We start from the raw sequence: 24091 nt of genomic DNA, 5'->3' as shown, positions 1-24091 counted from the left end.
GTCAAATCAATTTTGCTCAAATATAATATTCTAGCCAATTTTTCGTCTTGAGAACAAATTAATTCAAAGACCATTTTCAAAATATAAGCAAATTGACTTTACGGTTTCTCTCAATTTCCCTGCTTCTATTCTCGCACTCATTGCTTGCCCAAACCTGGATCTCTTCTGATTACAAACGCTTTACGCCTGAACAATTTTTCCAACTAGCTGCTGTAAACCAAACCATCAATTACAAAAAGATAGATCGTGGATTGTTACAGGCGGCGATGTTCTATGTAACTAATGAAGAGCGAATCAGGTATGGACTTACACCTTTTGAGTATTCCGATTTAATAGAAAAAGTAGCTTCCGATCATGCCAATGACATGGTCAGTTATAACTTTTATTCTCATGTGAGTAGAGTAAAAGGCAAAAAAACAATTGGTGAACGATTTGCGCGCGAGGGTATTCAGCGCATGCTAATAGGTGAAAATATCAGCTCCAGTATAGGCTTGCAATATCAAACTGGCAGACAAATCAATATTCCACGCAGCGGCGGGATGTACACCTATGCAAATTCCCGACATGAAGTCATTCTCCCTCATACATATTTAAGCTATGCACGGGAAGTGGTGCAGCTCTGGATGAATTCCCCTTCCCATCGGAAGAGCATTCTCAATCCACATTTCGAGCTGTTGGGATGTGGGGCTCAAGTATTCAATAACCGCGAATTTTTCAACGTACCCTACTTGATGGGTGTGCAATGTTTTGGAAGTAAAAACTAACCTCAACTTCTCTAATAGAGCGCACTTTGTTCTAGAGAAAAGTATAATCTGAATATGTTATAATTTTGTAAAATCCATATTTCTTATTGGATTACTTTTTCAATTTCAAGAAATTACATCAAACAAACTTTTATAATTATGTTAGATCAATTGTTAAAAATGGCCGAAGGCCCGCTACAGGAAATGCTCGCCGGGATGAATCAAGATCAGGCAGGAGCTTCAGCGTCAGTACTGAAAGATTCGATTGCATCGAGCGTACAAAAACAAGTAGCTTCAGGAGACCTGAACGCTATTAAAGAGATGTTTTCCGGAAGTGAAACCTCTCCAGATGCTCCAGTGATCAATAATCTCCAAGGCGATGTGTCCCAAAACCTGATGGATAAACTAGGAATCTCTAAAGAACAAGCCATGGGAATAGCTGCCGCTGCGCTTCCTATGATTATGAATTTTTTCAATAAACGGGTGAATGATGCTCCTCAAGACAATAACGACATTATGTCCTCCATGATATCATCCATGCAGGGCGGTCAGGGAAGTATCATTCCTTCGGATTTACTAGGTTCACTTATGGGCGGTGGAAAAGGCGGGATGGATCTAGGTGGCTTGATGAATATGGGCAAAGGTTTATTTAAATAAGGTGAAATTAAGCCGACTGAATCACCAAATCTTACTATTCACGATAATTTAAAAATTATGCACAAATTGAAATCGAGTATGACAAGCGACACACGGATAAATGATTATCATTCAGGCGAGATTCCTCCCGATAGCTATCGGGATGGCAATAAAATCAATTATGATCATATGAAATTATACCTAGGCATTGCCCTCTTTCTTGTCCTATCGACTACTATAAATGCCCAAGATGTTAAGCTGAAAATGGATCTTCCTGAGATGGATCTCTCCACTCAACTATTGGGAATTCTAAATGCTACTGATGGCCTTGATTTAAACGCAGACCAAAAAGACAAACTGATGATGAACAATTCCAGCTTTGTAGATCAACTGATAGATATCAACAAAAGTGAAAAATCGGATGATGATAAAAAGACTGCTTTTCTTGGTCTAAAAAACAACAGAACCAAATTCCTGACAGAGCTTCTCGGAAATGATATAGTTAAAAAATATTCTGGCAAGGTTCTGAAATCCATCAATCCGCTCAAATCGAAATTAGGCTTGGCTGCGCTGGCCTTTTGAAAGAAAATCAATTAAAAATTAGCCATGGATAAACCATGGCTAATTTAAAAAACTCTCCAAATTTCTTCGCAGGCTCTCTACTCCTTCAATCGTATTTCCAATTTATATTTTCGGCAATTTCCATCCATTGTGATACTGAGCTTTGATCAACTGATTAGCCTCAGAATCTGTGAATTGATTTTTGTCTGCATTCCAATAGATTTTCTTGCCTGTTTTATAAGCGATATTTCCCATTTGGGCGTTGATCGCAGCGATGCTTCCTGTTTGGATAGCGCAATTTAAAAGTTTTGGGTCATTGGCTGTCACTGCCTCTACAAAATTTACTGCGTGAAGATCCAGCGCAGATCCTACCCCGGAAGTATGTGGTACTTCAGGTACTTTTGGCTCTCGCTTACCATCTACAGTTTCAGATTCAGGAATCACTTTCCATCCTCCTCTATTCACTACAAGCGTAGCATTATTACCAATGAAAGCAATTCCTTCTGTAGTACCATAATTCCCTCCATCTATACCCGTAGCATGCTCCCAAAGCATATTGAAGCCATCGTATTCATATACCGTCTGAAGTGTATCAGGCGTCTCCGAAGCATCATCAGGATAGGCAAACTTGCCTCCGGAAGCCATCACAGATTTCGGTGCAGTCACACCCATAGCAAAAAGTGCAATATCAATCTCATGTACACCCCAATCCGTCATCAGACCTCCTGCATAATCCCAAAACCATCTAAAATTAAAATGGAATCGGTTGGGATTAAATGGTCTTTCGGGAGCTGGTCCCAGCCACATTTTATAATCTACTCCCGCAGGAGGCTGTCCATTGGGAAGCACTGGAACAGGTTTCATCCAACCTTGGTACGCCCAGCATTTCACTAGACGTATCTGACCTAGTTTCCCTGATTTCACATAGTCGATTGCTTCGGCGTATTGTGAACCAGAACGTTGCCACTGCCCTACCTGAACAATTTTGCCGTAGCGCTCTTGAGCTTTTACCATGAGCTGGCATTCCTCAATCGTATTGGCAATTGGTTTCTCTACATAGACATTCTTGCCTGCTGACACAGCATCGCACATAATCAGACAATGCCAATGATCCGGTGTTCCAACAATCACAATGTCAATATCCGGATCTTCTAAAAGTTTTCTGTAATCCTTATATTGCTTTGGGCGAGTTCCACGAAGTTTGAATACATCTTCTGTTCTCTGGTCCAGTACACTTTGATCTACATCTGCCAAAGCCACACAGTTCACCTGAGGCATTTTAAGATGCGCATTCATGTTGGACCAACCCATCCCTTTACAGCCAATCAAGCCGTAATTCAATTGGTCTGATGGTTTAATTTTCCGGGTAAAGGTTCCGAAATCTGCAGCTGTCAGGATATTCGGCATGCCTAATCCCGCTCCTAGCAGCATTGTGTTTTGGATAAATTTTCTTCTTGAGGACATAGTATCTTGGGTTATTGGGTTATTGATAAAATAAAAAAAGAGCAGAATTAATAAATCCTGCTCCTTTTAAATAACTAATTAAAGCTCCCTCACCCAGATATTTCTGAATCTTACTGGGTTTCCGTGATCCTGGAGTTTGATCGGTAACTTCTCTGGATGTGCCTTGTAATTTGGTATACCTATATATTCGGTTGGACCTTTTAGAATTACATGGTTTTGAACCAATACACCATTCATCAAGACTGTCACTGTCGCGGGTGAAGTTACTATCCCATCCTTGTTGAAGCGTGGTGCTTTGAAGATGATATCGTAATAATTCCACTCTCCTGCAGGTCTCAAGGCCATCGCCAATGGCGGATGCTGCTTATAGATACTACCTGCCTGCCCATTCGTATAGGTTTTGCTTTCGTAGCTATCCAATACCTGCACCTCATAGATTCCCATCAAGAAAAATCCGGAATTGCCTCTGCCTTGACCTTCACCTACGATCTCGGTTGGTGCAGACCATTCTACGTGATATTGAGCATCGCCAAAAGGCAACTTGGATTGGATATCACCTTTTCCTTTGGTTACCACCAATTCACCATTTTCGACAGTCCATTCTGCTGGACTGGAACCATCTCTTGCACTTACAAATCCATTTAAGTTATTCCCATCAAAAAGCACAATTGCATCAGATGGTGGCGCAGTATTATTTGCTCCTGGAGTTACTTTAGGCGGAACTGGAGTATAAAATTCCGTCGCTTCTGGTTTCATCGCTGGCGGAGTTTTTTCTTGGGCGATAGCTAAAGGGCTCAAAGTTAATGCACTCGCCGTTACTGCTAGCGCGAATATTCTCTTTTTCATATGGGTATAATTTGATTTTTAATGGCCATATGGAATCTCACATTTATAAAAACCCTGTATGAAGTTTGTTGTCATGATCGATTTCATAGGTTAGATTATTTAGGGAAAAGAACTTAGTGGGATAAATTACTCCATTTTGTCCTCAATCAAAAAACCATTGATGGATTTTATAGCAATGAAGCAGATACTTTGCTTATAATCAAGCCATAAAAACTTCCCAAACGTGATTTTATCTAAGATAGGACAAGGTAATTGTCCCCACTAATTGACCTTTTGGAGTATCTACAGACACATCATGTCTTATGATCAATTCCTTGTCTGTGACTTTAAGCAGCAGGTAAACTAACTCATTTCCGCTTTCACCTCTTGTGATCAATTGGTCATCCTCCAACACCCAGGTCCCTTTTCCATTATCATATTCACCCACCAGCTTCTCATAAGTCCCATTTTCGTTTAAAACCAATTTGCTATTCAGTTGTCTTTCTAAGCCTCCATTTATAGTGGCGACCAAATCCGGGCCTTCCGTCTTTTGAAAAAGAAAATCACTTCCCTTCCAAGTTCCGACTAGTTTCCCTTCAAGTCCACTGGTGCAGGAAAAAAGACCAAGGGGAAAAACTAGGAAAAGAATACACCATAAAAAATTGATTCTATATTGACTTTTTAGGTTGGTTTTGGTCATTGATTGAATAGACTTTTTCTTTGAAATTCTTCGAAATTACCAGAATTAACCTTAATCATCAAAAGGCTGTAAATATTGCTACGCAAAATGTGGGTCATCACCCTCTGATCAAACTAAAACAAAAGCGACTAAGAAAATCTCAGTAGCTTTAATTTGTTAAAATCTACGAAATGATCGTAGATTTTGATAAATTTTTTAACGAGAATAAGTCAGCGTAATTTTCCCAGCAACAGTACCCATTGGAGTATCCATTGTTACTTCATGAACTGTTTGTAACTTATCAGAGCTTAATTCTGTAATCTCATAAACTGTTACATTATCTCCTGAATCAGTAGTTATAAGGTTGCCCCCTTCCAATTTCCATACACCACTTCCATTCACATCATTTTGTCCTACAACTATTTCGTAAGTCCCGTCTTCTCTGATGATTAGCTTACCATCCTTATGGAGTTGTTTGCCGCCTTCTATCACCGCAGTCATATCTGGTCCTGTGGATTGCTCAAAAGAGAAATCGCTGCCTATCCATATACCGACAATCTTTCTGTCATTCCCAGCCATATCGCAGGAAAAAAGCCCAATCATAAGTACCAGAAGAGGTACTGTCAGCAGAAATCTGCTTTTGAGCATACTGTTTGATTTTGTTTTGTTCATCATAATTATTCTTTTTTTAGTTTGAAATTGATTGAAATTATTCATGAATTGAAGCCCACAGTCAGCACTGAGTTGCTTCAATAAAAGCCTTGAATATGAAATTGGAGAATACGATTGTGTTACAATTTGGTCGGCTTGAAACTCATGAATTTCACGCAAATATTTCTCCAACCGATATATCAATGGATTAAACCAAAAAACCACTTTGGTTAGCTGAATCAGCATAACATCTATAGAATGCCGTAGATCCACATGCACTGATTCATGCAAAATAATTTGTTGGTGCTCCTCATTTTCCGGATCAAAAGATGGAAGTAATATGCGCTTAAAAAAGGAAGAAGGGACAAATTTCGGATTCACCATAATGGTCATTCCGGCATATTGAGCTATGAAAGAATAACGGATCATCAGCATCATCTTGGCTACTCCCAATATAAGTCTGGTGAAAGTAAATAACACTCCAACAAAATATCCCAACATCAGGACAGACTGCCAAGAGAATGCAAATTCTTCAGAATCTAAATTATTTGTAATGACCTTAGTTTCTACCCATTGCATAGAACTACTCAATGTTTCTACTGAAGTGGTGTCTAAAAAAGTAAAATCCAATGTGATCAAAGGCAAAAACAATGAAACAAACACAATCCCAAGTAGTACAGCCCGATTGCCCTGAAAGAAAGTCAACCTTTCAAAAAACAGCTTATAACTGATAAGTCCAATCCCTATCATCAAACTCCCTTCAATCAAGTAATTCAGTAATCCATTCATGATTTATTGTTTTTCTCATAACTGTTTATCAGGTTGTGCATCTCCTGAATATCCTTTTCAGATACCTTTTTTTCTTTAACCAAATACGAAAGCACATTCTCCACAGATCCCCCAAAGAAGTTCTTTACCAAGTGATTAAAGCTCTTCTTTCGATAATCATTTTCAGCAATTAACGTATAATACTCATTGGTTTTCCCGTAAGACTTATGTCCGAGATAACCTTTTTTCTCTAAGACCTTGACAGTGGAAGCCAGTGTGGTATAAGGAGGTTTGGGATCTGGAATCTCATGCAATACATCCCGAACAATAGCCCGATTAAGTTTCCAGAATATCTTCATGATTTGTTCTTCGTATGCTGTTAGTTCTTCCATGATCTTAATGTAGAAAATGAATAATAAAAAACCTACGATTATCTCGTAATATTACGTAGTTATCGTAAATTTTAACATAAAAAAACACTCGAAGAAGCTCCGAGTGTTTTTCTAACTAATTAAAACTTAATTACAATTTAAAATTCACAGGTAGCATCATCTGTGTTTTCACAATTTCCCCGTCCTTTTTTCCCGGTTTCCATTTAGGCGATTCCTTCACCAAGCGCATGACTTCCTCATCACAGCCTTTCCCAATTCCCCTGATTATTTCCACATTGGAAATCTCACCGGTTTCCTGCACCACAAATGCTACTACTACTTTACCCTCTACGTTCGCTTCTCTTGCGGCCTTTGGGTACTTCATGTTTTTAGCCAAGTAGCTATTCCATCCATTAATTCCATTAGGAGGGGTTGGCATTTCATCTACTTCTTTATGGACTTTCTCGGATTCTGTTTGGGCAAAAGCTTCCTGATTTGGAAGAGTTGCGAAGAAAAACAGCGCAACCACAAGTAATAGGGTTGCTTTAAGTGGTAAATTATGGGCTGATAGTTTCATAATATGTGGTTTAGATATTTTTATGGTCTCTTGAATTCTAGTTTGTTAGGAACATGAATTGCTCCTTAACTTGACTTAATCGTAACCTACAACAATAGCGGATACAGGAACTTCTTCTACTTTAAAATCAAGCTTTATATCTTTCTCCGCTTCATCCCCACCAAGCTTAAACCGTATAGGTAATCTCATTCTGGTATTAAGGCTTTCACCACTTTTGCGTTTGCCAGGTATCCAATTTGGTGCATTTTCAACAACTTGAATCGCCGCTTCATCAACGCCTCCCCCGATACCTCTGATAACTTCGAAATCTGAAAGACTGCCGTCAGTATTGACTACAAAGGCTACGATCACCGTTCCTTCGATCCCCATTCTCCTCGCTTGAGCGGGGTATGTCAAATTTTTGCTTAAGTAGTTATTCCATCCATCCATTCCACCCTTAGGTTCTGGCTGATGTTCTACTACGTCATAAATAAGCTCTCCATCCTTAGCTAGTTTTCTTGCTCCTAGGTCAGCAGGACCTATTGTAGCTGCAGTTGATTCTCCCATCATGGTCGGTCCTTCTATATCTTCTTCTGGTGTTATTTCACAGGAAAACACAAAAAATAAAGCTGCTAATACGGGAATTGCAAGCAAGAACCTACGCATTTCCTTTTTCTGGGATTGTGGTTTACTCATCATAATAATTCGTTTTTTGGTTTGAAATTGGTTGAAGTTATTCATGAAGTGCCAGCCCTGTCCCCCGGTAATCATCTGAAGCAAAAGCCCAGAATATTCTTTCCTAGAGTAGGTAGAGGTCACTCCCTGATCAGCCTGATATTCATGCACTTCTCTGAGTGATTTTTCAAACTGATAAATCAATGGATTGAACCAAAAAATGATTTTAGCAAACTGAACAAGCAGTAAGTCCCAGCTATGTCTCAAGCGTACATGCACTGACTCATGTAGGACTATTTGTTTCTGTTCGGATCTATTAGGATCAAAATCAGGAAGCAAAATGTAGCTGAAAAATGAGGCAGGAATAAACTGAGGATGTACAGCAATCCAATAATCCTGGTACTGCATCAATCTGGACTTGCCTAGTAAGCGCTGGGAGGTAAAAAAGCCAAAGACCAAATGTATAGTCATCATTATCACTCCCGCTAGATAAGTGTAAAAGAGGATTTCCTGCCACGAAAAGCTTACTGATTCCTGCACGACTTCCTTTCCTACCAAAAACTCAGGAAGAGTAATTTCTCCTGTGCCTATGGATGTGATACCTAGGTTGAAAGAAAGCATCGGAATAATAAAGGAAAGCATCAGCATACCGATCAAAATCACCCGGTTCAGTGTAAAGAATGTCAACTCACTCAATACAAATCGGTAAAAGAGCACTGTAATAGCAACGCAGATACTTGCTTCGGCTAAATAAATTAGGATTGAATTCATGACTCCGTGGGTTTGTCCATATCATCTATCATCTTCTGTAGATCTTCAATTTCCTTGTCAGAAATCTTATTTTCCTTCACCATGAAAGAGAGGAAATTCCCCACCGAGCCTTCGAAATAATGCTTTACCAATTGATTCACGCTTTTTTTGCTGTAGTCAGCCTGTGATACCAATGGGAAATACTGGTGTGTGGTGCCGTACGCTTTGTGATCTAAATAACCTTTCTTCTCCAGTAGTTTGATAGAAGAAGCCAACGTGGTGTATGGCGGCTTTGGATCTGGCAGCTCTTCAAGTACATCTCGGACCAGCGCTTTTTCAAGTTTCCAAAAAATACGCATGATCCTTTCTTCGTTGCTATTTAATTCATTCATATCCCTAAGGTAAAAACGAATTTTTAATAATCCTACGAATTTTTCGTATTACTACGGAAAAAGTACAAGAAAAGAGAAAGATTCAATCTTAGACCATCATCATTTAACCCGGACTATGCATTAGGATTCGTAGCGAGGGTTCAAACTGCAAGAAAATCAGTCACTTTGGAGATCGAGTCGTAGCACCGCTACGGTGAAAGCGAAAAGTGAAGCATGGCGACTGATTTTGAGGCGGTTTGAAACCGTAGTAGATTTGCTAATGCATAATGCGGGTTAAAGTTATAAACTATTATTTATCAGGAACTTGACGAAGTCTATGGAAAGTAAAAAATCAATTTAGCCGTAGGTACTTAGGGGATTGTAGCTTCTTGCCAAGACCCTTTCGGAAAAATGCTTTTCTGCAAAAACCTATTCTTCCTCTGGTTCGATCACGACAGTTCTTTTAAGTACTGGGGTTACACTAAAATATCCCAAAACATCTGAAGTTCCATTTATCACGCTAATATTTGAATCTGGATTTTGTGGGGGCGGCGAGAATAATCCTCCGTCATTATATAACAAATTGACTAATTGAGAAAGATAATTGAAGGCACTCTCATTTAATCTAAAGAGTTCAAGCCTTACCTTATCTCCTTCGTCGAAAGAGTAATTCAATTCCAGACCTTCCTCAAAAAACCTTAAGCCGAAAGTATCATCGAAAAGCAAATAATCATCGCGGTTGTTTTTCAACGTATCGTTTTCTATTACTCTGATTCTATAATAATTATTCTCTACGAACGGGATTTCACCATACACTTTTATGTAATATCCCTCCTTTCGAAAAAGGCGATCTTCCTGGTATTCATAAGTCACACTATCTACAATAGGAGGAGCCAAAAGGGTCCCGGAAGACGTGAATTCATTCTCATTCCAGATTACATGTAATTGATAAGTCTCTCCTACTTTAGCTACTTCTCCAGAATTTACCAGTAGGTACCTTTGGGAAGTAGTATTGAATTCAAAAGGAATCCTACGTGTAGACGTGCTAATAAAGACCTCTGCATCAGAAATCACCTTGGTATCAACCGAGTCAAAATAATTTCGTGCCAGCGAAACATTTACCACATTATAAAAAGAATCATCAGTCCACATGGCTTCGATTATGGGAATTTCACCGTCAATTGTAGCCAATGGAAGGTTGACTTCCTCTTGACAAGAAAAAGCCGCTATTCCTAAAATCACTATCCAAAGTATCCTCATATCAAAACTGAAAATTATAGGTAATTGATGGTAAAAATGTAAACAAATACGTCATTACGATACCTTGCTTCGTCGACATGATCGGACCATCTTCGTCATTATCGTATCGGAAATCATCATTGTAGATCTCTCTGAATTCATAGGCAAAAGGATTTTTCCGACCATATAAATTATAAACGGAGAAATTCCAGCTCCCTTTCCATTTTCTTCCTTTATCAGCATTTTTCCACGTGACTGACGCATCCATTCTATGATAATCCGGAAAACGATCCTCATTTCTAAAATCTGAATACAACGGGACGGATTGATAATCCAAGTCATACACTCCAATAGGAAATGAAACTGCCTGCCCTGTAGTGTAAATAAACGTAAGGCCTGCCGACCAAGTCGGTGAGAATTCATGATTTAGCACCAGTGTAATATCATGTGGTCTGTCGAATCTCGGATTGTATTTTTGTCCCAAAGAAATACCTGTGATTTTTCTCCATGTTCTGGAATAGGTGTATGCCAACCAGCCTGTGGTTTTACCAATATTTTTTCTGAGTAAAAACTCAGCTCCATAAGCCCAGCCATTTCCAGTTAGAAGTTCAGTTTCTACATTATCTGTAAATAATACCTGTGCCCCATTTCGCAGGTCGATTACATTCCTTAAATCTTTATAGTATCCTTCTGCAGAAAACTCCCATCGGTTTTCATTGAAATTACGAAATAGTCCAAGCGAAATCTGATCAGATCGTATCGGTGGCACATAGGTTCCAGCCAGAATCCAGCGATCTATCGGCAAGCCTGCAGAGCTATTTGATGCTATTTGCACATACTGGAAATTGCGATTATAGGCTGCTTTCACAGAAAACTCATCGTTGATCAAATATCGAAAAGCTATTCTTGGCTCCAGTCCCTGATAAAACTTAATGTTTTCCAGCGCCTTGTAATTCACCGTATCTGTAATCGGAATTTCTGGACCTATTTCGCTGCCTTCATAGATATAGTCAACACCCTTTCCTATTTGATTGAAAAAACCCCATCGAAGTCCGGCTTCCGTGCTGAGTTTAGGGGTGATTTCGTAAGTGAGTCCTGCAAAAGCACTATTGAGCAAGCCATTTTTTGGAGTAGTAAATACGGGTTCAATGCTGCTATTTTCCGCAGGGTTCAATTCTATTGGGGCAAAGTGATACAACTGACTCTGGAAGCCCCAATAGCTTTGAACTTTATCACTTTTAAGTAATGTCCACTGACCTTTTACACCAGTTTCAGAAAGTTTATTTTTCCATTCAAACCCATTATCAGGATCATCAAATTCTACGCGATAATTATATCTGGAATGATATCCTTGCAGATCGAAAAACAGCTTCTTAGAAATATTCCTACTCCATTGAGCTGAGGAAATCCAATTTGTCCAACCCAAACCAAATTGTTCATCAAGACCAAGGAAATCGCTTCCCTGATAACTGGAGACTGTCAGCTTATCCTTTTCGCTTAGAATAAAAGACAACTTCCCGCTTAAGTCATGAAAATTCAGTTTGTTGTTTTTAATATCTGGGTTAGTTGAAAGTTTCAAAAATAAATCCGCATAGGTTCTTCTGCCAGAAATAACAAAGGTGGACTTATCCGAAATAAGCGGGCCATCCAGAGTCAAACGTGAAGAAATACTGCCTATCCCTCCTTCACCATGAATCTGCTCATTATTTCCTTCCCGCAAAGTCACATCAATCAGAGAAGAAAGTCTTCCGCCAAAAGAAGCTGGCATATTACCTTTGTAAAGCTCCACCTGATCCAGCGCATCGGGATTAAATACTGAAAAGAATCCGAAAAAGTGAGAGGCATTGTAAATGGGCGCACCATCTAATTGCACCAAATTCTGGTCCGCAGAACCACCGCGTACAAATAATCCAGTGGTACCCTCCCCAGCTGTCTGAACTCCTGGCAGCAATTGCAAACTCCGCAACAAATCTACTTCCCCAAAAAGAGCTGGAATATTCTTAATAGTTGCAATTGGAATAGTTGCTTTCCCTGTTTCCATATTTCTGACTTGCTCATCAGGTCTTCTCTCCTGAATGATGATTTCATCAAGAGACATTTCTTCAGGTTTGAGGAAAAACCGTTGGGATTTCTCCAAGTCTTTCTCGGTGACTACTCGTATTGAAGTTTCAAAGCCTACATAAGAAACTACTAAGCGGGCAGGCAAGGATTTAATTTTAATCTGAAAAAAACCATCTGCTTCTGAAACTATTCCTGAAGGCACATCATTTTCCCAGTAGACACTGGCTCCTGGGAGCGGAGAAGAGTTTGTTACATCTAGTACTTGTGCCTTAAAAACCTTTGCTTCCTGCGCTGTAAGACGAGAAAAAGGTAAAATGGAAAGGACAATAAAAATAAATTTACTCAATATGGCAGTCGGCCTCATGCTGCATTAATTAAAATTGTTTTCCCAAAGCTAGACGAATCGTAAAAATTAATGTTTGTTAATTATCAAGAACATTTGAATTTAGCTTCACCACTTATGGCATTCTCCCTTTTAAAGTAATCTTTATTTTATAATTTCAGGCCATGATTTGGGCATATCCGGATGTAAAACTCACCCTCTTGCTAGCCGGCATTTTCGGCTTGCTGTATTTTATTTATCTATTTCGCTATTGGAACATCAACCGCAAGCTGGAAGTGGAGAAGCGCAGGCTATTCTCAAAAATGGTCATAAGGACAGTCTATTTTGTACTGTTTCTCATTGCATTTGCAGGCCCTTCCATCGGCACTTCAATGAAGGAAATCCAGGAAGAAGGTAAAGACATTTTCATCGCAGTGGATTTATCCCAGTCTATGAATGCTACAGATATAGGTCCTAGCCGACTTCAGCGCATAAAATTTGAGTTGAAGAATCTAACCAAAAGTTTTCCTTCAGATAGAATTGGATTGATTATTTTCAGTTCTGAAGCCTTCATGCAATGCCCCCTCACCTTTGACCAAAGTGTACTTCAATTATACATCGATGGTTTAAATACAGGTTTGGTTCCAAATTCCGGTACAGATCTCAATGGCCCGCTTAGAATAGCTGAAGAAAGATTCATGAATGATGAGAGCCAGGAAGTAAAATCTAAATCAATTATTCTGATCTCTGACGGAGAAAACTTTGGAGATGATCTGGATGAAATTGGATCCCGATTGAATAGTGAAGGAATAAAAGTCTTTTCATTAGGAATCGGAACAGAAGGAGGAAGCAGCATACCAAGAGGTAACGGATTAGTAATTGATCCGCAAACAGGTAAACCTGCGCAAACTGTTCTTGACCGTGCACCTCTTCAACAAATTGCAGCCGAAACTAATGGCCAGTATTTTGAGATTTCTGATGAAGTTCAAGAAATCGGTGAATTGACTGCTGCCTTGGAGCGGGTAGAAGGCGGAGTAACAGGGTCTAGAATTGTGGAAGCTTCTGCAAATAAGTATTTTTATTTCCTATTGGCAGGTCTAGTCCTCTCTTTGCTGGATATGATGTTGCCAATCAAAACCATCAAATTATAAATGAGCTGGAGTAAGCTAACCTTGGCAATTTTCCTTCTGATTCCCGCATCTTGGACACGAGTTTCCAGGTTGAATTCGGCCATTGATTTGGCAGGAGAAAGCTATGCCAAAGCTGAATATGAGCAGTCAATCACACATCATCAAGTTTTAATTGACGAATTTGGATATGCTTCGCCTGAGCTAGATTACAATCTCGGATTGAGTAATCAGTATGCAGAGAAAGTAGATGAGGCTAATGGTTTTTACGACAAAGCTTCAATTGCTCCAAATAAGGTGCTTTCTTCCTTTGCGTTTAATCAAGGAGGGGTGATTTTGGGAAATAAGAAGGAATATGAGCCTGCCTTGAGCAAGTTCAAATCTGCTCTGATTCAAGATCCTAATAATGAAGTCGCCAGACACAATTATGAATTACTGGCAAGATGGTTGCAACGGGATGAGGAACGCAAAAATGAAGATCAAAACAAACCTGAACCTTCTGAATTTGCGAAGCGCAAAAAAGCAGAGGCTGACAGGCTAGTGGAACAATTCCGCTTCAAAGATGCGTTGAACCTTATGAATGAAGCTATGCAACAAGACGAAACAGTTGCCGCTTACCAAGAATTTATCACAAGTCTTCAAGAAATCACTGAGATCGATGAGAAATAAATTTCTATTAATTCTGGGATTTGCTTTTACCCTAAGCCTATCCAGCAGCATCGCCCAAACTTCCGGCGAATACTTCAATCGTGCAGCTCGCTCGTATGTCAAAACTGAAAAGGATCAGGCTTTAGCGACTGTTAACGATGGTTTATCCAAATTCCCAGGAGACACTAAGCTCCAAGCTTTGAAAGAAAAGTTGGAAAAAGAACAAGAGGAACAGGAAAAGCAAGATCAGCAAAACCAAGAGAACCAAGATCAGCAGAACCAAGAGGAAAAACAGCAGCAGGAAGATCAGCAAAGCCAAGGAGAAGATGGTGAGCAGCAAGAATCCAAAGAGGATGGAGACAAAACCAATGAGGATAAAGCCGAAGAATCCCAGGCTGGGGATCCTACTGAGCAGAGCGACGAAGAGCCAGGTGAGAATGCCAATGATCAGATGGATGCCAATCTAGCTGATAAGCAAAAAGCAATGGAGGAGTTTAAGGAAAAGTTAAAAGCGATGAATTTAACTCCTGAGCAAGCTTCTCAAATCCTAGAAAGCATGAATGCAGCTGAATTACGGTACATCCAGCAAAACAAGAAAAAAGCCACAGAACGACCTAAAAGAGGTATTCCTGATTGGTAAAAAATGCCGGATGCTGGATGTTTGAAGACCGATGAACCATATACACCGGGCATCTTACATTGGTCACCTAACATCAACTAAACCCAAATAATCATGATCAAAGAAGTATATATCGTTTCAGCTGTAAGAACTCCTTTGGGAAGTTTTGGAGGCAAACTAGCCGGACTTTCGGCAATAGAACTTGGTAGTACAGCTATCAAAGGCGCCCTAGAAAAAGCAGGAGTAAAATCAGAAGCAGTACAGGAAGTTTTTATGGGAAATGTGATTTCTGCTAATCTTGGACAGGCTCCTGCCAGACAAGCTTCTATTGGCGCCGGAATTGGCTATAATGTTCCTTGTACAACCGTTAACAAAGTTTGCGCATCGGGTATGAAGGCGGTGATGTTTGGGGCTCAATCCATCATGCTAGGCATCAATGATGTGGTAGTCGCAGGTGGAATGGAAAGCATGTCAAATGTACCTTTCTATGTTCCTAAAGCAAGATTTGGCTACAAATATGGAAATGCAGAATTTGTGGACGGCTTGGTAAAAGACGGGCTTTTCGAAGTGTATTATAAATTCCCGATGGGAAACTGTGCTGATAATACGGCTAAGGAAATGAATATCTCCCGTGAAGCTCAGGATGCATATGCCATTCAATCCTACCAGAGATCTGCTGATTCATGGGCAAAGGGATACTTCAAAGATGAGGTGGTACCGGTAGAAATGAAAGGTAGAAAAGGCGAAACTATTGTTATTGACGAAGATGAGGAATACAAAAACGTAATGTTTGATAAGATCTCTTCACTTAGACCTGTATTTGATAAGGAAGGAACTGTCACTGCAGCCAATGCTTCTACGATGAATGACGGAGCTTCCGCCTTGGTTTTGGTGAGCAAAGAAAAAGCAGAGGAACTAGGAGTGAAACCACTGGCGAAAATCAGAGGATTTGCTGACGCAGCAACTGATCCGCTTTGGTTTACCACCGCTCCTGCCTTGGCCATTCCAAAAGCAATAAAACATGCCGGATTGACGGCAGAAGACATAGATTTCTATGAAATCAATGAGGCTTTTTCAGCCGTAGCCTTAGCAAATCAAAAAGAATTAAACCTGGACAACGATAAAGTCAACGTATTTGGTGGAGCAGTTTCCTTGGGACACCCACTAGGAGCTTCAGGAGCCAGAATTATAAGTACGTTAAATTCTGTCTTGCATCAGAAAAACGGCAAAATCGGAGTTGCAGGGATTTGCAACGGAGGTGGTGGAGCTTCTGCATTAGTAATTGAGAAAATGTAATTTTCACCCATTATTTAACCACAAGATTTTTTGTCTTGTGGTTTCTTTTTACCCATGAATAAAACACTCTTTCTTATCGCGATTGCGTCCAGTTTTCTAGCCAATTTAGCATTGGCTCAGGATACTATTCGCACCTATTATGATGAGGAAGAAACCCTGGTAAAGGAATTGTATTTCACTGTGAACGGCAAAGCGAATGGGGAAATCAAACGCTTTGACGAAGAAGGAAATCTTGTTCAAATTGGTCAATTAAAAAACGATCAAAGAAATGGTCTTTTTGCTGACCTAGATCCCGAGACTGGTGATACGCTTAGAATTATTCCTTTTATAGAAAATGTTAGATCAGGAGAATCAAAAAGTTTTTTCTCTGGAGGAAAGTTAAAGCAGACTTCTACTTATATAGATAATCAGATTGAAGGGGAAGTGATTACCTACTATGAATCTGGGCAGATTAGTGACAAAACCAACTTTAAAAACAACAAGCCTGATGGGCTCAGCGAAACGTTCTATGAATCGGGAAAGCAAGCGTCCAAAGTGAATTTTTCTGAAGGTCGGTACGATGGACTTTTTGAAGAATTTTCTGAAAATGGGCAGCTTATCGTCTCTGCTAATTATGCTGAAGGAGAATTGGATGGGCGGGAAACGCAATATTATGAAGATGGACAGGTACTTTCCGTGATAGATTACTCCAAAGGTCTATTGGACGGGATCTATGAACTGAATTATCCAGATGGATTACCCGAGCGAAGGGGTACTTATAAGAAGGGCTTACCGGAGGGAGAGCAAGTAGAATATTATGAAGATGGAACAATCCGAGAAAAGTCTGTCTTTAAAAAAGGAATCAATATTCAACCACATGAAAAGTATTATTCTACAGCTAAGATTAAACAAAAAACGACCTTTGACAAGTCAGGAAATTCAGTTTTGGAAATAAATTACTATGAAAATGGTCAGGTTTACTTCGCAATCAATTACTTAAACAATGAGCCTCAAGGTGAGGTAAGAATTTACAGAGAAGATGGTTCTTTGGAGGAAATCAGACGTTTTCAAGCTGGAAAACTACAGGGCGAGCGTGAGTATTTTGATGAAAGTGGAAGCCTCGTGAAAACGGAAACCTACGAAAACGGAAACAAAACAGATAAATAATAGAACTGGGAAGAGAAGAAAGGCAATGCTTTTTCTATTTTTGCCCAAACAATAAAAGGATGAGTAACGCAATCAAAGAAACCCATTTTCAATTTCCTGGACAGCAGGGATTTTACAAAGGAAAAGTTCGTGATGTCTATATGTTTGACAAAGAATTGGTTGTGGTTGCATCCGATAGGATTTCTGCATTTGATGTGGTTTTACCTCGCCCAATTCCTTTTAAAGGCCAAGTTCTGAATCAAATCGCTGCCAAATTCCTTGCTGCTACTTCCGACATTGTACCGAATTGGGTGACTTCTATTCCTGATCCCAATGTCACGATTGGTATCCGTTGTGAGCCTTTCAAAGTAGAAATGGTGATCCGGGGCTACATGTCTGGCCATGCTGCCAGAGAATACAAGGCCGGTAAGCGAAGCATTTGTGGAGTTGCGATGCCTGAACACATGCGCGAGAATGATCCTTTTCCTAGCCCGATCATCACACCTACTACCAAAGCGGACGAAGGGCATGATGAGGATATATCCAGAGAAGAAATCCTGAGGCAAGGAATAGTTAGTGAAGCTGATTATGTACAGTTAGAGAAATACACTAGATCATTATTCCAGCGAGGTCAGGAAATGGCCAATGAAATGGGATTGATCTTGGTTGATACGAAATATGAATTTGGTAAAGTCGGCGATCAAATTCTCCTGATTGATGAAATACATACACCTGATTCTTCTCGATATTTCTACGCGGATGGTTATGAAGAAAACCAGGCGAAGGGAATCGCACAGAAACAACTTTCCAAGGAATTTGTTAGACAATGGTTAATTTCAAACGGTTTTCAAGGCAAGGATGGACAATCTGTGCCAGAAATGACGGACGAAATTGTAGAAAGCATCTCTGATCGCTATATTGAGCTATTCGAAAAAATAACTGGAGAGAAATTCCAAAAAGCAAACACAACAGAAATTGAGTCAAGAATTGAAAAAGCAATCCTTTCACATCTGGACTTAAAGAACAACTAATTCATACTATTATAAACACATGAAATATTCAATTGATAAAAAAGAACAGTACGTCATCTTCACTCCACAGGAAGAAAAATTGGATTCTTTACTTGCTCCGGTTTTAAAATCTGAATTGTTGACGATTCACGCTGAAGGCTTCGAAAATCTTGTTTTGGACATGAGCGAAGTAAAATATGTAGATTCATCCGGACTAAGCGCATTGCTTGTTGGAGATCGGGAATTTGGTAAAAACGGGGGTGTTTTCATCATTTCAGGCGTTCAAGATCACGTAATGAAACTGTTGAAAATCTCAATGCTTGACAAAAAACTAAACTTGGTAAGTTCCCTTGAAGAAGCAAGTGAAGCCATCTTCATGCATGCAATCGAAAGCGGGGAAGAAGAAGAAGAAGAGGAAGAAGGTTGAGACCGGATTTTGAAGTCACCATATTAGGAAACACATCTTCCATCCCTGTGCATGGAAGGCACCATACTGCCCAAGTCGTTAGATTTGGGCAGGATTTTTTACTACTGGATTGCGGAGAAGCAATGCAACTGCAGGCCAGTGCTTTCAAGATTAAAGTCTCCAAGATCAACCACATTTTCATTTCCCATCTTCATGGGGATCATTATTTAGGCTTGATTGGTTTGCTCTCCAGCTACAATCTCGCGAAGCGAACCGCTCCCCTGACTATTTTCGGCCCAAAAGGACTAGATGAGATTATTACAACCAATTTTAGATATAGCAACACCAAGCTAAACTACCCATTGAATTTTGTGGAAACACAGGATGATGGGCTGCATTTGATATTGGAAGATGAACGCTACGATGTGTTTAGCTTTCCGCTCAAACATAGACTTCCCACCACTGGTTTTTTGATTCGGGAAAAACCAGGACTTCGAAGTATGATCAAAGAAAAGTTACAGCAGGCTCCTATCCCATTCGCTGCAATTCAGGCGCTACGAACAGGAGAGAATTTTAAGGATGAAAATGGGAAGATTTTCAAAGTCAAAGATTACACCTATCCGCTTCCTCCTTTGCGGACATATGGCTACTGCTCTGACACGATTTTCGATCCTGCTTTAAAACAATATCTGAAAAATGTAGATTTACTTTACCACGAATCTACATTTATGGAGGATAATTTAGAAAGGGCTAAAACCACCTTTCACAGCACAGCAAAACAAGCCGCTGAAATCGCAAGGATGAGTAAGGTGGGGAAATTACTTTTGGGTCATTTTTCGTCAAGATATGTACATTTAGACCCACTGCTTGATGAAGCAAAAAGTGTATTTCCAGCTAGTATTTTGAGTGAGGAAGGTCAGACTTATGCAATATGAACAAAACTCAAAGCTCCAAAAAGACTAATCTTTTCATCATACTGGGAAGTATCTTTCTGACCAATGCAATTTTGGCGGAAATCATCGGCGTTAAGATTTTTTCTGCTGAGAAAACACTTGGTTTTGATCCTGTCAACTGGACATTTTTCGGAGAATATCTTCTGGATTTCAACCTGACTGCTGGTGCTGTAATCTGGCCGGTAGTCTTTATTACGACTGATATTATCAATGAGTATTTCGGTAAAAAAGGGGTGAAGAAAATCTCTTTTATTACAGCTGGATTGATTGCCTATGCATTTATCGTAATCAGCTTAGTCACGGTCTTAACACCGGCAGATTTCTGGTTGGATGTGAATGCTACAACTCCTGAGGGAGAGCCTTTTAATATCAGCTATGCCTTCAATACCATTTTTCGCCAGGGACTTGGTATCATCATCGGCTCACTTACTGCATTTCTCCTTGGTCAATTGATCGATGTCTATGTGTTCCAAAAGCTGAGAGCTATCACCGGAGAAAATAAAATTTGGCTCAGAGCCACTGGATCTACTTTAGTCAGCCAGTTCATCGATTCATTTGTGGTACTGGGTATCGCTTTTTATGTGTTTGGAAACTGGAGTATCAGCCAAATCATCGCGGTAGGAATAATGAATTACCTCTACAAAATGACGGTTGCAATTATTCTTACTCCTCTCCTATACCTTGCTCATGGTATTATTGACCGATACTTGGGCAAAGAACTTGCTGAGGAAATGACCGTGGAAGCGAGTGAGAATACATCGTTTTTATGAAAAAAGGATTGGAAGATTGAAAGTTGCTTCGATTAAAAAATCGTTAAATAATTGATTAACTTTTCCAGGATGGAAACAATAAAGCTAGATATATCAATAACTCACTTAAAACAATCTCTGAGGCGACTATCCAAAGAAGAAAAAAAGGAGCTATATTTTTTCTTGGAAGAGGAACTAGGTAATGATAAAGTAGAAGATCCCATATTTAAGTATTTAATATCGGAAAAATCATTGTCCAAAGATTGGCTCTTGGAGGAAGAAGATGAACAGTGGAAGGATTTGTAAAAGGTGATATCGTTGTAGTTTCTTTTCCATTCTCTGATTTAAGTGCATCGAAAAGAAGGCCTGCTTTTGTTCTAGCCTATGCTGAAAACGGCGACTATTTACTATGCCAAATCACATCAAAATCTATTAAAGATAAATGGGCTTTGGAACTACCTGAAGATAGAATCATTGAGGGCGCACTAGTTAAATCAAGTAATATTCGTCCAAATCGAATTTTCACTGCAGATCAACGGATCATACTCTATAAATAAGGCAGGAAGCATTGATACAGCATTTAGAAAAATAGTAGTATAAAAAATAATTCAATTAATTTCTTAATTAAAATAATTCCTTGAAAAATTATTTCTACTATACCACAACCAAATATTTTTCTCCAAAAACCTCCAATTTTTCACGATTATTCTAAATACTTCTGGAAGTAGTTTGGTGTTCCAAATAATTAATCCTACTTTTGCACCGTCAATAAGACAAATAACAATTTTTCGTGCCGTGAATTCCTTACTGTCGCTTGTCGGGATATTTATTAGGACCGAATGGCAGGGAAATTAAGGAAACATCATGGATCAAACACTCAAGTTCTCAGACTTGGGAATTTCTGCGGAAATTCTTAAGTCAGTGGAAGAGATGGGCTATACCCAACCTTCCCCAATTCAAATTCAATCAATCCCTTTTATCCTACAAGGTAGAGATGTTATAGGACAGGCTCAGACCGGTACAGGTAAAACAGCTGCTTTTGGTATTCCAATCATCGATTTGGTAGATGCTGATTTAAATAAGCCTCAAGCAATCATTCTTTGCCCTACCCGTGAACTTGCTGTTCAGGTAGAAGGTGAAATACAAAAACTTGCCAGATATCACAGAGCAATCAATTCTGTAGCTATCTACGGTGGCGAATCTATTGATCGTCAAATCAGAGTTCTCCGTAAGGGAGTTCAGATCGTCGTAGGTACTCCAGGGCGTGTGCAAGATCATATCAACCGTGGCACATTGAAGCTTGACTCAGTAGGCATCCTTGTTTTGGATGAGGCTGATGAAATGCTGGACATGGGCTTCAGGGATGATATCGAGGCAATTCTTCAGGAAATGCCAAAAGAAAGACAGACAGTATTCTTCTCTGCTACTATGGCCAAGCCAATTATGGACTTGACTAGAAAATATCAGACGAATCCTGAAATTGTCAAAATCGACAAAAAGGAACTTACTGTTTCTAACATCGAACAAACATTTTACGAAGTCAAAAATCCATTGAAATTGGAATTGATGGCTCGTCTGATGAATGTCCACAACATTAACCTTAGCGTAGTATTCTGTAATACTAAGAGAATGGTAGATGAGGTGACTGAAGGCTTGATCGCTAGAGGAATATCTGCTGATGCACTTCACGGTGATCTTTCTCAAGCTCAGAGAGACAAAGTAATGGGCAAATTCCGTAAAGGACATTGCAAAGTGTTAGTTGCGACTGATGTGGCTGCAAGAGGTATTGATGTGGATAGTGTTGAAGCAGTATTCAATTTCGACCTTCCATTGGACGAAGAATATTACGTACACAGAATCGGTCGTACTGGCCGTGCTGGTAAAAGCGGTAAAGCAATCAGCTTCGTGACGGGTAGAAGAGATAGCTTCAAGATGAGAGATTTGGAAAGATATACCAAAGCGACTATCACGAAGATGTCCCCTCCTTCCGCTGCTGAATTGATCGAATTGAAAAAAGCGAAATTCGTAAAAGACGTTACTGAACAAGTAGAGAAAGAAGAAGACAATCAAATCTTCGAAGCAACTATCGGACAGATGCTTGCTGAAGGACTTACACTTGATCAAGTTGCTATTGGTTTGATCAAACTAGTAATGGGTTCTTCTATTAAAGAAATGGCTGATCAAAACTTTAGCATAGACACATCCGGTGGAGACAGAAGAAGAGAAGGTGGACGTGACGGTGGAAGAAGCGAGCGATTCGGAAGAGGCGAACGCAGTGAAAGAGGTGGAAGAAATGAAAGAGGTGGAGAAAGAGGCGGTGAGAGAAGAAGAGAATTCGGAAGCCGTGAAGGTGGATCCAGAGATGGTAGTAAAAGACCTGAAAGAGCTCGTGAAGCTAACATGACCCGTCTATTCTTAAATCTTGGTGCAAAAGACAGAATCCGTCCAAATGATATCGTAGGTGCAATCGCAGGTGAAACTGGCGTACCGGGACGTAGCATTGGAGGAATTGATATCTATGACAACTTCTCTTTCGTGGATGTTCCTTCCAAAGATGCTGATCAAGTGATCAACGGAATGAAGAACAATACCATCAAAGGCAAGAGTGTCAGCATGGAAGTTTCAAAAGGTTAATAGATTATAAGGTTTATATGGTATTAAGGCACATTTCCTGAGGAAATGTGCTTTTTTTGTGTCTTAGTAAATTTACCTATGCAGCTCTTTTTTCAAGAAAACATAATACCTCCCCTTATTACACTTGAGCCAGATGAATCAAAGCACCTCTGTAGAGTGCTACGCAAAAAGCAAGGTGATCATGTCTTTGTGACTAATGGAGAAGGAACACTTTTCGAATGTGTAATACTTGAAGCCAATCCTAGGAAGACAAGCTTAAAAGTTCTTCACACCACTGAAGTAAAACAAGATAATTTCCATATTCATTTAGCTATTGCTCCTACAAAAAGTCCTGATCGAATGGAGTGGATGGTGGAGAAAATCACAGAGATTGGCTTCCATGAACTCACACTTTTGGAAACCATGAATTCTGAAAGAAGCTACCTTAAAACTGATCGTTTGGAGAAAAAAATCATTTCTGCATGTAAGCAAAGCCTCAAGTACCGAATTCCTACTCTTCATTCTATTTCAAAGCTAAATGAAGTTCTGGAGTCAAAAGAATTTGAAGATTATCAGAAATTCATCGCATACGTGGATGAAAACCATGATCATCATTTGTTTGATTGCGCCGATCCTAACAGGAAATACCTCATTTTGATAGGACCAGAGGGTGATTTCGATCCAATCGAAATTCAGAAAGCTTTAGATTTAGGGTTCAAGCCAGTATCTTTGGGAAGAGCAAGACTACGTACTGAGACAGCTGGACTTGCCGCAATTCAGATGCTTCAAACACTAAATCGTTAAAATAATCGTTTTTTTCTGAGTCAGTTAAAGTTCTTCTTGAAGAAACTATTGCATTTTCATTAATTTAGA

26 protein-coding genes are annotated in these 24091 nt (G+C 39.6%); 16 read left to right on the top strand and 10 right to left on the bottom strand.

The features are described from left to right. The first annotated feature begins 92 nt into the window (after nucleotides 1-92). The 3 genes from SYJ56_RS17930 (at nucleotide 93) to SYJ56_RS17920 (ending at nucleotide 1961) form a co-directional block, all read left to right on the top strand. Complete coding sequence (locus tag SYJ56_RS17930; RefSeq protein WP_323836489.1) at nucleotides 93-764, top strand: CAP domain-containing protein; 672 nt, start codon at nucleotides 93-95, stop codon at nucleotides 762-764. Nucleotides 765-902: 138 nt separating this feature from the next. Then, a complete protein-coding gene (locus SYJ56_RS17925) occupies nucleotides 903-1400 on the top strand; it encodes a hypothetical protein (protein ID WP_323836487.1) in 498 nt (165 codons plus the stop codon). Nucleotides 1401-1457: 57 nt separating this feature from the next. Continuing rightward, nucleotides 1458-1961 carry a hypothetical protein gene (locus SYJ56_RS17920; RefSeq protein ID WP_323836485.1) on the top strand — a complete coding sequence of 168 codons (504 nt, stop codon included), beginning with the start codon at nucleotides 1458-1460 and terminating at the stop codon, nucleotides 1959-1961. Between the two features lie 102 nt (nucleotides 1962-2063). On the opposite strand, the gene SYJ56_RS17915 is transcribed toward SYJ56_RS17920, so the two are convergent. From SYJ56_RS17915 to SYJ56_RS17870, 10 genes are all read right to left on the bottom strand, one after another. Then, nucleotides 2064-3404, bottom strand: coding sequence for a Gfo/Idh/MocA family protein (locus SYJ56_RS17915; RefSeq protein ID WP_323836483.1), 1341 nt, complete (start codon nucleotides 3402-3404; stop codon nucleotides 2064-2066). 78 nt (nucleotides 3405-3482) lie between these two features. Continuing rightward, entirely contained in the window at nucleotides 3483-4250 is a 768-nt protein-coding gene (locus SYJ56_RS17910; RefSeq protein WP_323836481.1) for a 3-keto-disaccharide hydrolase, read from the bottom strand. Between the two features lie 229 nt (nucleotides 4251-4479). Next, complete coding sequence (locus SYJ56_RS17905) at nucleotides 4480-4929, bottom strand: hypothetical protein (RefSeq protein WP_323836479.1); 450 nt, start codon at nucleotides 4927-4929, stop codon at nucleotides 4480-4482. Nucleotides 4930-5124: 195 nt separating this feature from the next. Beyond that, on the bottom strand, nucleotides 5125-6348 hold the full coding sequence (locus tag SYJ56_RS17900) for a M56 family metallopeptidase (RefSeq protein ID WP_323836477.1): 1224 nt from the start codon (nucleotides 6346-6348) through the stop codon (nucleotides 5125-5127). Next, on the bottom strand, nucleotides 6345-6719 hold the full coding sequence (locus SYJ56_RS17895; protein ID WP_323826344.1) for a BlaI/MecI/CopY family transcriptional regulator: 375 nt from the start codon (nucleotides 6717-6719) through the stop codon (nucleotides 6345-6347). Before SYJ56_RS17895 ends, SYJ56_RS17900 begins: the two co-directional genes overlap by 4 nt. A gap of 130 nt (nucleotides 6720-6849) precedes the next feature. Further along, nucleotides 6850-7275, bottom strand: coding sequence for an energy transducer TonB (locus SYJ56_RS17890; RefSeq protein ID WP_323836475.1), 426 nt, complete (start codon nucleotides 7273-7275; stop codon nucleotides 6850-6852). 75 nt (nucleotides 7276-7350) lie between these two features. Beyond that, on the bottom strand, nucleotides 7351-8700 hold the full coding sequence (locus SYJ56_RS17885; protein WP_323836473.1) for a M56 family metallopeptidase: 1350 nt from the start codon (nucleotides 8698-8700) through the stop codon (nucleotides 7351-7353). Continuing rightward, the gene (locus SYJ56_RS17880; RefSeq protein ID WP_323836471.1) at nucleotides 8697-9071 is read right to left on the bottom strand and encodes a BlaI/MecI/CopY family transcriptional regulator; all 375 of its coding nucleotides are present in this window, start codon (nucleotides 9069-9071) and stop codon (nucleotides 8697-8699) included. Before SYJ56_RS17880 ends, SYJ56_RS17885 begins: the two co-directional genes overlap by 4 nt. 408 nt (nucleotides 9072-9479) lie before the next feature. Beyond that, nucleotides 9480-10310 carry a DUF4249 family protein gene (locus SYJ56_RS17875; RefSeq protein WP_323836468.1) on the bottom strand — a complete coding sequence of 277 codons (831 nt, stop codon included), beginning with the start codon at nucleotides 10308-10310 and terminating at the stop codon, nucleotides 9480-9482. Between the two features lies 1 nt (nucleotide 10311). After that, entirely contained in the window at nucleotides 10312-12714 is a 2403-nt protein-coding gene (locus tag SYJ56_RS17870) for a TonB-dependent receptor (RefSeq protein ID WP_323836466.1), read from the bottom strand. Nucleotides 12715-12857: 143 nt separating this feature from the next. On the opposite strand from SYJ56_RS17870, the gene SYJ56_RS17865 reads away from it, so the two are divergent. The 13 genes from SYJ56_RS17865 to SYJ56_RS17805 all read left to right on the top strand — a co-directional run bounded on the left by SYJ56_RS17865 (nucleotide 12858) and on the right by SYJ56_RS17805 (nucleotide 24022). Further along, on the top strand, nucleotides 12858-13823 hold the full coding sequence (locus SYJ56_RS17865) for a VWA domain-containing protein (RefSeq protein WP_323836464.1): 966 nt from the start codon (nucleotides 12858-12860) through the stop codon (nucleotides 13821-13823). Beyond that, a complete protein-coding gene (locus tag SYJ56_RS17860; RefSeq protein ID WP_323836462.1) occupies nucleotides 13824-14468 on the top strand; it encodes a hypothetical protein in 645 nt (214 codons plus the stop codon). It abuts the gene before it with no gap. Next, nucleotides 14458-15087: a hypothetical protein gene (locus SYJ56_RS17855; RefSeq protein WP_323836460.1), complete on the top strand. Its 630-nt coding sequence runs from the start codon at nucleotides 14458-14460 to the stop codon at nucleotides 15085-15087. Before SYJ56_RS17860 ends, SYJ56_RS17855 begins: the two co-directional genes overlap by 11 nt. A gap of 96 nt (nucleotides 15088-15183) precedes the next feature. Next, nucleotides 15184-16362 carry an acetyl-CoA C-acyltransferase gene (locus SYJ56_RS17850; protein WP_323836505.1) on the top strand — a complete coding sequence of 393 codons (1179 nt, stop codon included), beginning with the start codon at nucleotides 15184-15186 and terminating at the stop codon, nucleotides 16360-16362. Nucleotides 16363-16416: 54 nt separating this feature from the next. Further along, nucleotides 16417-17508, top strand: coding sequence for a toxin-antitoxin system YwqK family antitoxin (locus tag SYJ56_RS17845; protein WP_323836458.1), 1092 nt, complete (start codon nucleotides 16417-16419; stop codon nucleotides 17506-17508). Nucleotides 17509-17567: 59 nt separating this feature from the next. Beyond that, complete coding sequence (locus SYJ56_RS17840; protein WP_323836456.1) at nucleotides 17568-18518, top strand: phosphoribosylaminoimidazolesuccinocarboxamide synthase; 951 nt, start codon at nucleotides 17568-17570, stop codon at nucleotides 18516-18518. Between the two features lie 19 nt (nucleotides 18519-18537). Then, nucleotides 18538-18924, top strand: a complete 387-nt coding sequence (locus tag SYJ56_RS17835; RefSeq protein WP_283414366.1) for an STAS domain-containing protein — start codon at nucleotides 18538-18540, stop codon at nucleotides 18922-18924. Further along, nucleotides 18921-19838: a ribonuclease Z gene (locus SYJ56_RS17830; protein WP_416377811.1), complete on the top strand. Its 918-nt coding sequence runs from the start codon at nucleotides 18921-18923 to the stop codon at nucleotides 19836-19838. The genes SYJ56_RS17835 and SYJ56_RS17830 overlap by 4 nt, the downstream gene beginning before the upstream one ends. Next, nucleotides 19835-20626, top strand: coding sequence for a queuosine precursor transporter (locus tag SYJ56_RS17825; RefSeq protein ID WP_323836451.1), 792 nt, complete (start codon nucleotides 19835-19837; stop codon nucleotides 20624-20626). The genes SYJ56_RS17830 and SYJ56_RS17825 overlap by 4 nt, the downstream gene beginning before the upstream one ends. Before the next feature lie 69 nt (nucleotides 20627-20695). After that, on the top strand, nucleotides 20696-20911 hold the full coding sequence (locus SYJ56_RS17820) for a hypothetical protein (protein ID WP_323836449.1): 216 nt from the start codon (nucleotides 20696-20698) through the stop codon (nucleotides 20909-20911). After that, complete coding sequence (locus SYJ56_RS17815; protein WP_323836447.1) at nucleotides 20896-21162, top strand: type II toxin-antitoxin system PemK/MazF family toxin; 267 nt, start codon at nucleotides 20896-20898, stop codon at nucleotides 21160-21162. The genes SYJ56_RS17820 and SYJ56_RS17815 overlap by 16 nt, the downstream gene beginning before the upstream one ends. A 307-nt stretch (nucleotides 21163-21469) precedes the next feature. After that, nucleotides 21470-23239, top strand: a complete 1770-nt coding sequence (locus SYJ56_RS17810) for a DEAD/DEAH box helicase (RefSeq protein ID WP_323836445.1) — start codon at nucleotides 21470-21472, stop codon at nucleotides 23237-23239. A gap of 78 nt (nucleotides 23240-23317) precedes the next feature. Then, entirely contained in the window at nucleotides 23318-24022 is a 705-nt protein-coding gene (locus tag SYJ56_RS17805; protein ID WP_323836443.1) for an RsmE family RNA methyltransferase, read from the top strand. Nucleotides 24023-24091: the final 69 nt, after the last annotated feature.

Source organism: Algoriphagus aurantiacus (genome assembly GCF_035156405.1).
Taxonomy (GTDB): Bacteria; Bacteroidota; Bacteroidia; order Cytophagales; family Cyclobacteriaceae; genus Algoriphagus; species Algoriphagus aurantiacus.
The sequence above is the reverse complement of the archived record's forward strand: the minus strand, read 5'-3'. Positions and strand labels throughout refer to the sequence as shown.

Excerpts from the sequence above, each read along its gene's own strand:
- SYJ56_RS17880 (WP_323836471.1), bottom strand. The coding sequence starts at position 9,071 with ATGAATGAATTAAATAGCAACGAAGAAAGGATCATGCGTATTTTTTGG.
- SYJ56_RS17840 (WP_323836456.1), top strand. The coding sequence starts at position 17,568 with ATGAGTAACGCAATCAAAGAAACCCATTTTCAATTTCCTGGACAGCAG.
- SYJ56_RS17890 (WP_323836475.1), bottom strand. The coding sequence starts at position 7,275 with ATGAAACTATCAGCCCATAATTTACCACTTAAAGCAACCCTATTACTT.
- SYJ56_RS17915 (WP_323836483.1), bottom strand. The coding sequence starts at position 3,404 with ATGTCCTCAAGAAGAAAATTTATCCAAAACACAATGCTGCTAGGAGCG.
- SYJ56_RS17870 (WP_323836466.1), bottom strand. The coding sequence starts at position 12,714 with ATGAGGCCGACTGCCATATTGAGTAAATTTATTTTTATTGTCCTTTCC.
- SYJ56_RS17885 (WP_323836473.1), bottom strand. The coding sequence starts at position 8,700 with ATGAATTCAATCCTAATTTATTTAGCCGAAGCAAGTATCTGCGTTGCT.
- SYJ56_RS17875 (WP_323836468.1), bottom strand. The coding sequence starts at position 10,310 with ATGAGGATACTTTGGATAGTGATTTTAGGAATAGCGGCTTTTTCTTGT.
- SYJ56_RS17925 (WP_323836487.1), top strand. The coding sequence starts at position 903 with ATGTTAGATCAATTGTTAAAAATGGCCGAAGGCCCGCTACAGGAAATG.
- SYJ56_RS17845 (WP_323836458.1), top strand. The coding sequence starts at position 16,417 with ATGAATAAAACACTCTTTCTTATCGCGATTGCGTCCAGTTTTCTAGCC.
- SYJ56_RS17820 (WP_323836449.1), top strand. The coding sequence starts at position 20,696 with ATGGAAACAATAAAGCTAGATATATCAATAACTCACTTAAAACAATCT.
- SYJ56_RS17920 (WP_323836485.1), top strand. The coding sequence starts at position 1,458 with ATGCACAAATTGAAATCGAGTATGACAAGCGACACACGGATAAATGAT.
- SYJ56_RS17810 (WP_323836445.1), top strand. The coding sequence starts at position 21,470 with ATGGATCAAACACTCAAGTTCTCAGACTTGGGAATTTCTGCGGAAATT.
- SYJ56_RS17825 (WP_323836451.1), top strand. The coding sequence starts at position 19,835 with ATGAACAAAACTCAAAGCTCCAAAAAGACTAATCTTTTCATCATACTG.
- SYJ56_RS17860 (WP_323836462.1), top strand. The coding sequence starts at position 13,824 with ATGAGCTGGAGTAAGCTAACCTTGGCAATTTTCCTTCTGATTCCCGCA.
- SYJ56_RS17905 (WP_323836479.1), bottom strand. The coding sequence starts at position 4,929 with ATGACCAAAACCAACCTAAAAAGTCAATATAGAATCAATTTTTTATGG.
- SYJ56_RS17865 (WP_323836464.1), top strand. The coding sequence starts at position 12,858 with ATGATTTGGGCATATCCGGATGTAAAACTCACCCTCTTGCTAGCCGGC.
- SYJ56_RS17910 (WP_323836481.1), bottom strand. The coding sequence starts at position 4,250 with ATGAAAAAGAGAATATTCGCGCTAGCAGTAACGGCGAGTGCATTAACT.
- SYJ56_RS17900 (WP_323836477.1), bottom strand. The coding sequence starts at position 6,348 with ATGAATGGATTACTGAATTACTTGATTGAAGGGAGTTTGATGATAGGG.
- SYJ56_RS17835 (WP_283414366.1), top strand. The coding sequence starts at position 18,538 with ATGAAATATTCAATTGATAAAAAAGAACAGTACGTCATCTTCACTCCA.
- SYJ56_RS17805 (WP_323836443.1), top strand. The coding sequence starts at position 23,318 with ATGCAGCTCTTTTTTCAAGAAAACATAATACCTCCCCTTATTACACTT.
- SYJ56_RS17895 (WP_323826344.1), bottom strand. The coding sequence starts at position 6,719 with ATGGAAGAACTAACAGCATACGAAGAACAAATCATGAAGATATTCTGG.
- SYJ56_RS17855 (WP_323836460.1), top strand. The coding sequence starts at position 14,458 with ATGAGAAATAAATTTCTATTAATTCTGGGATTTGCTTTTACCCTAAGC.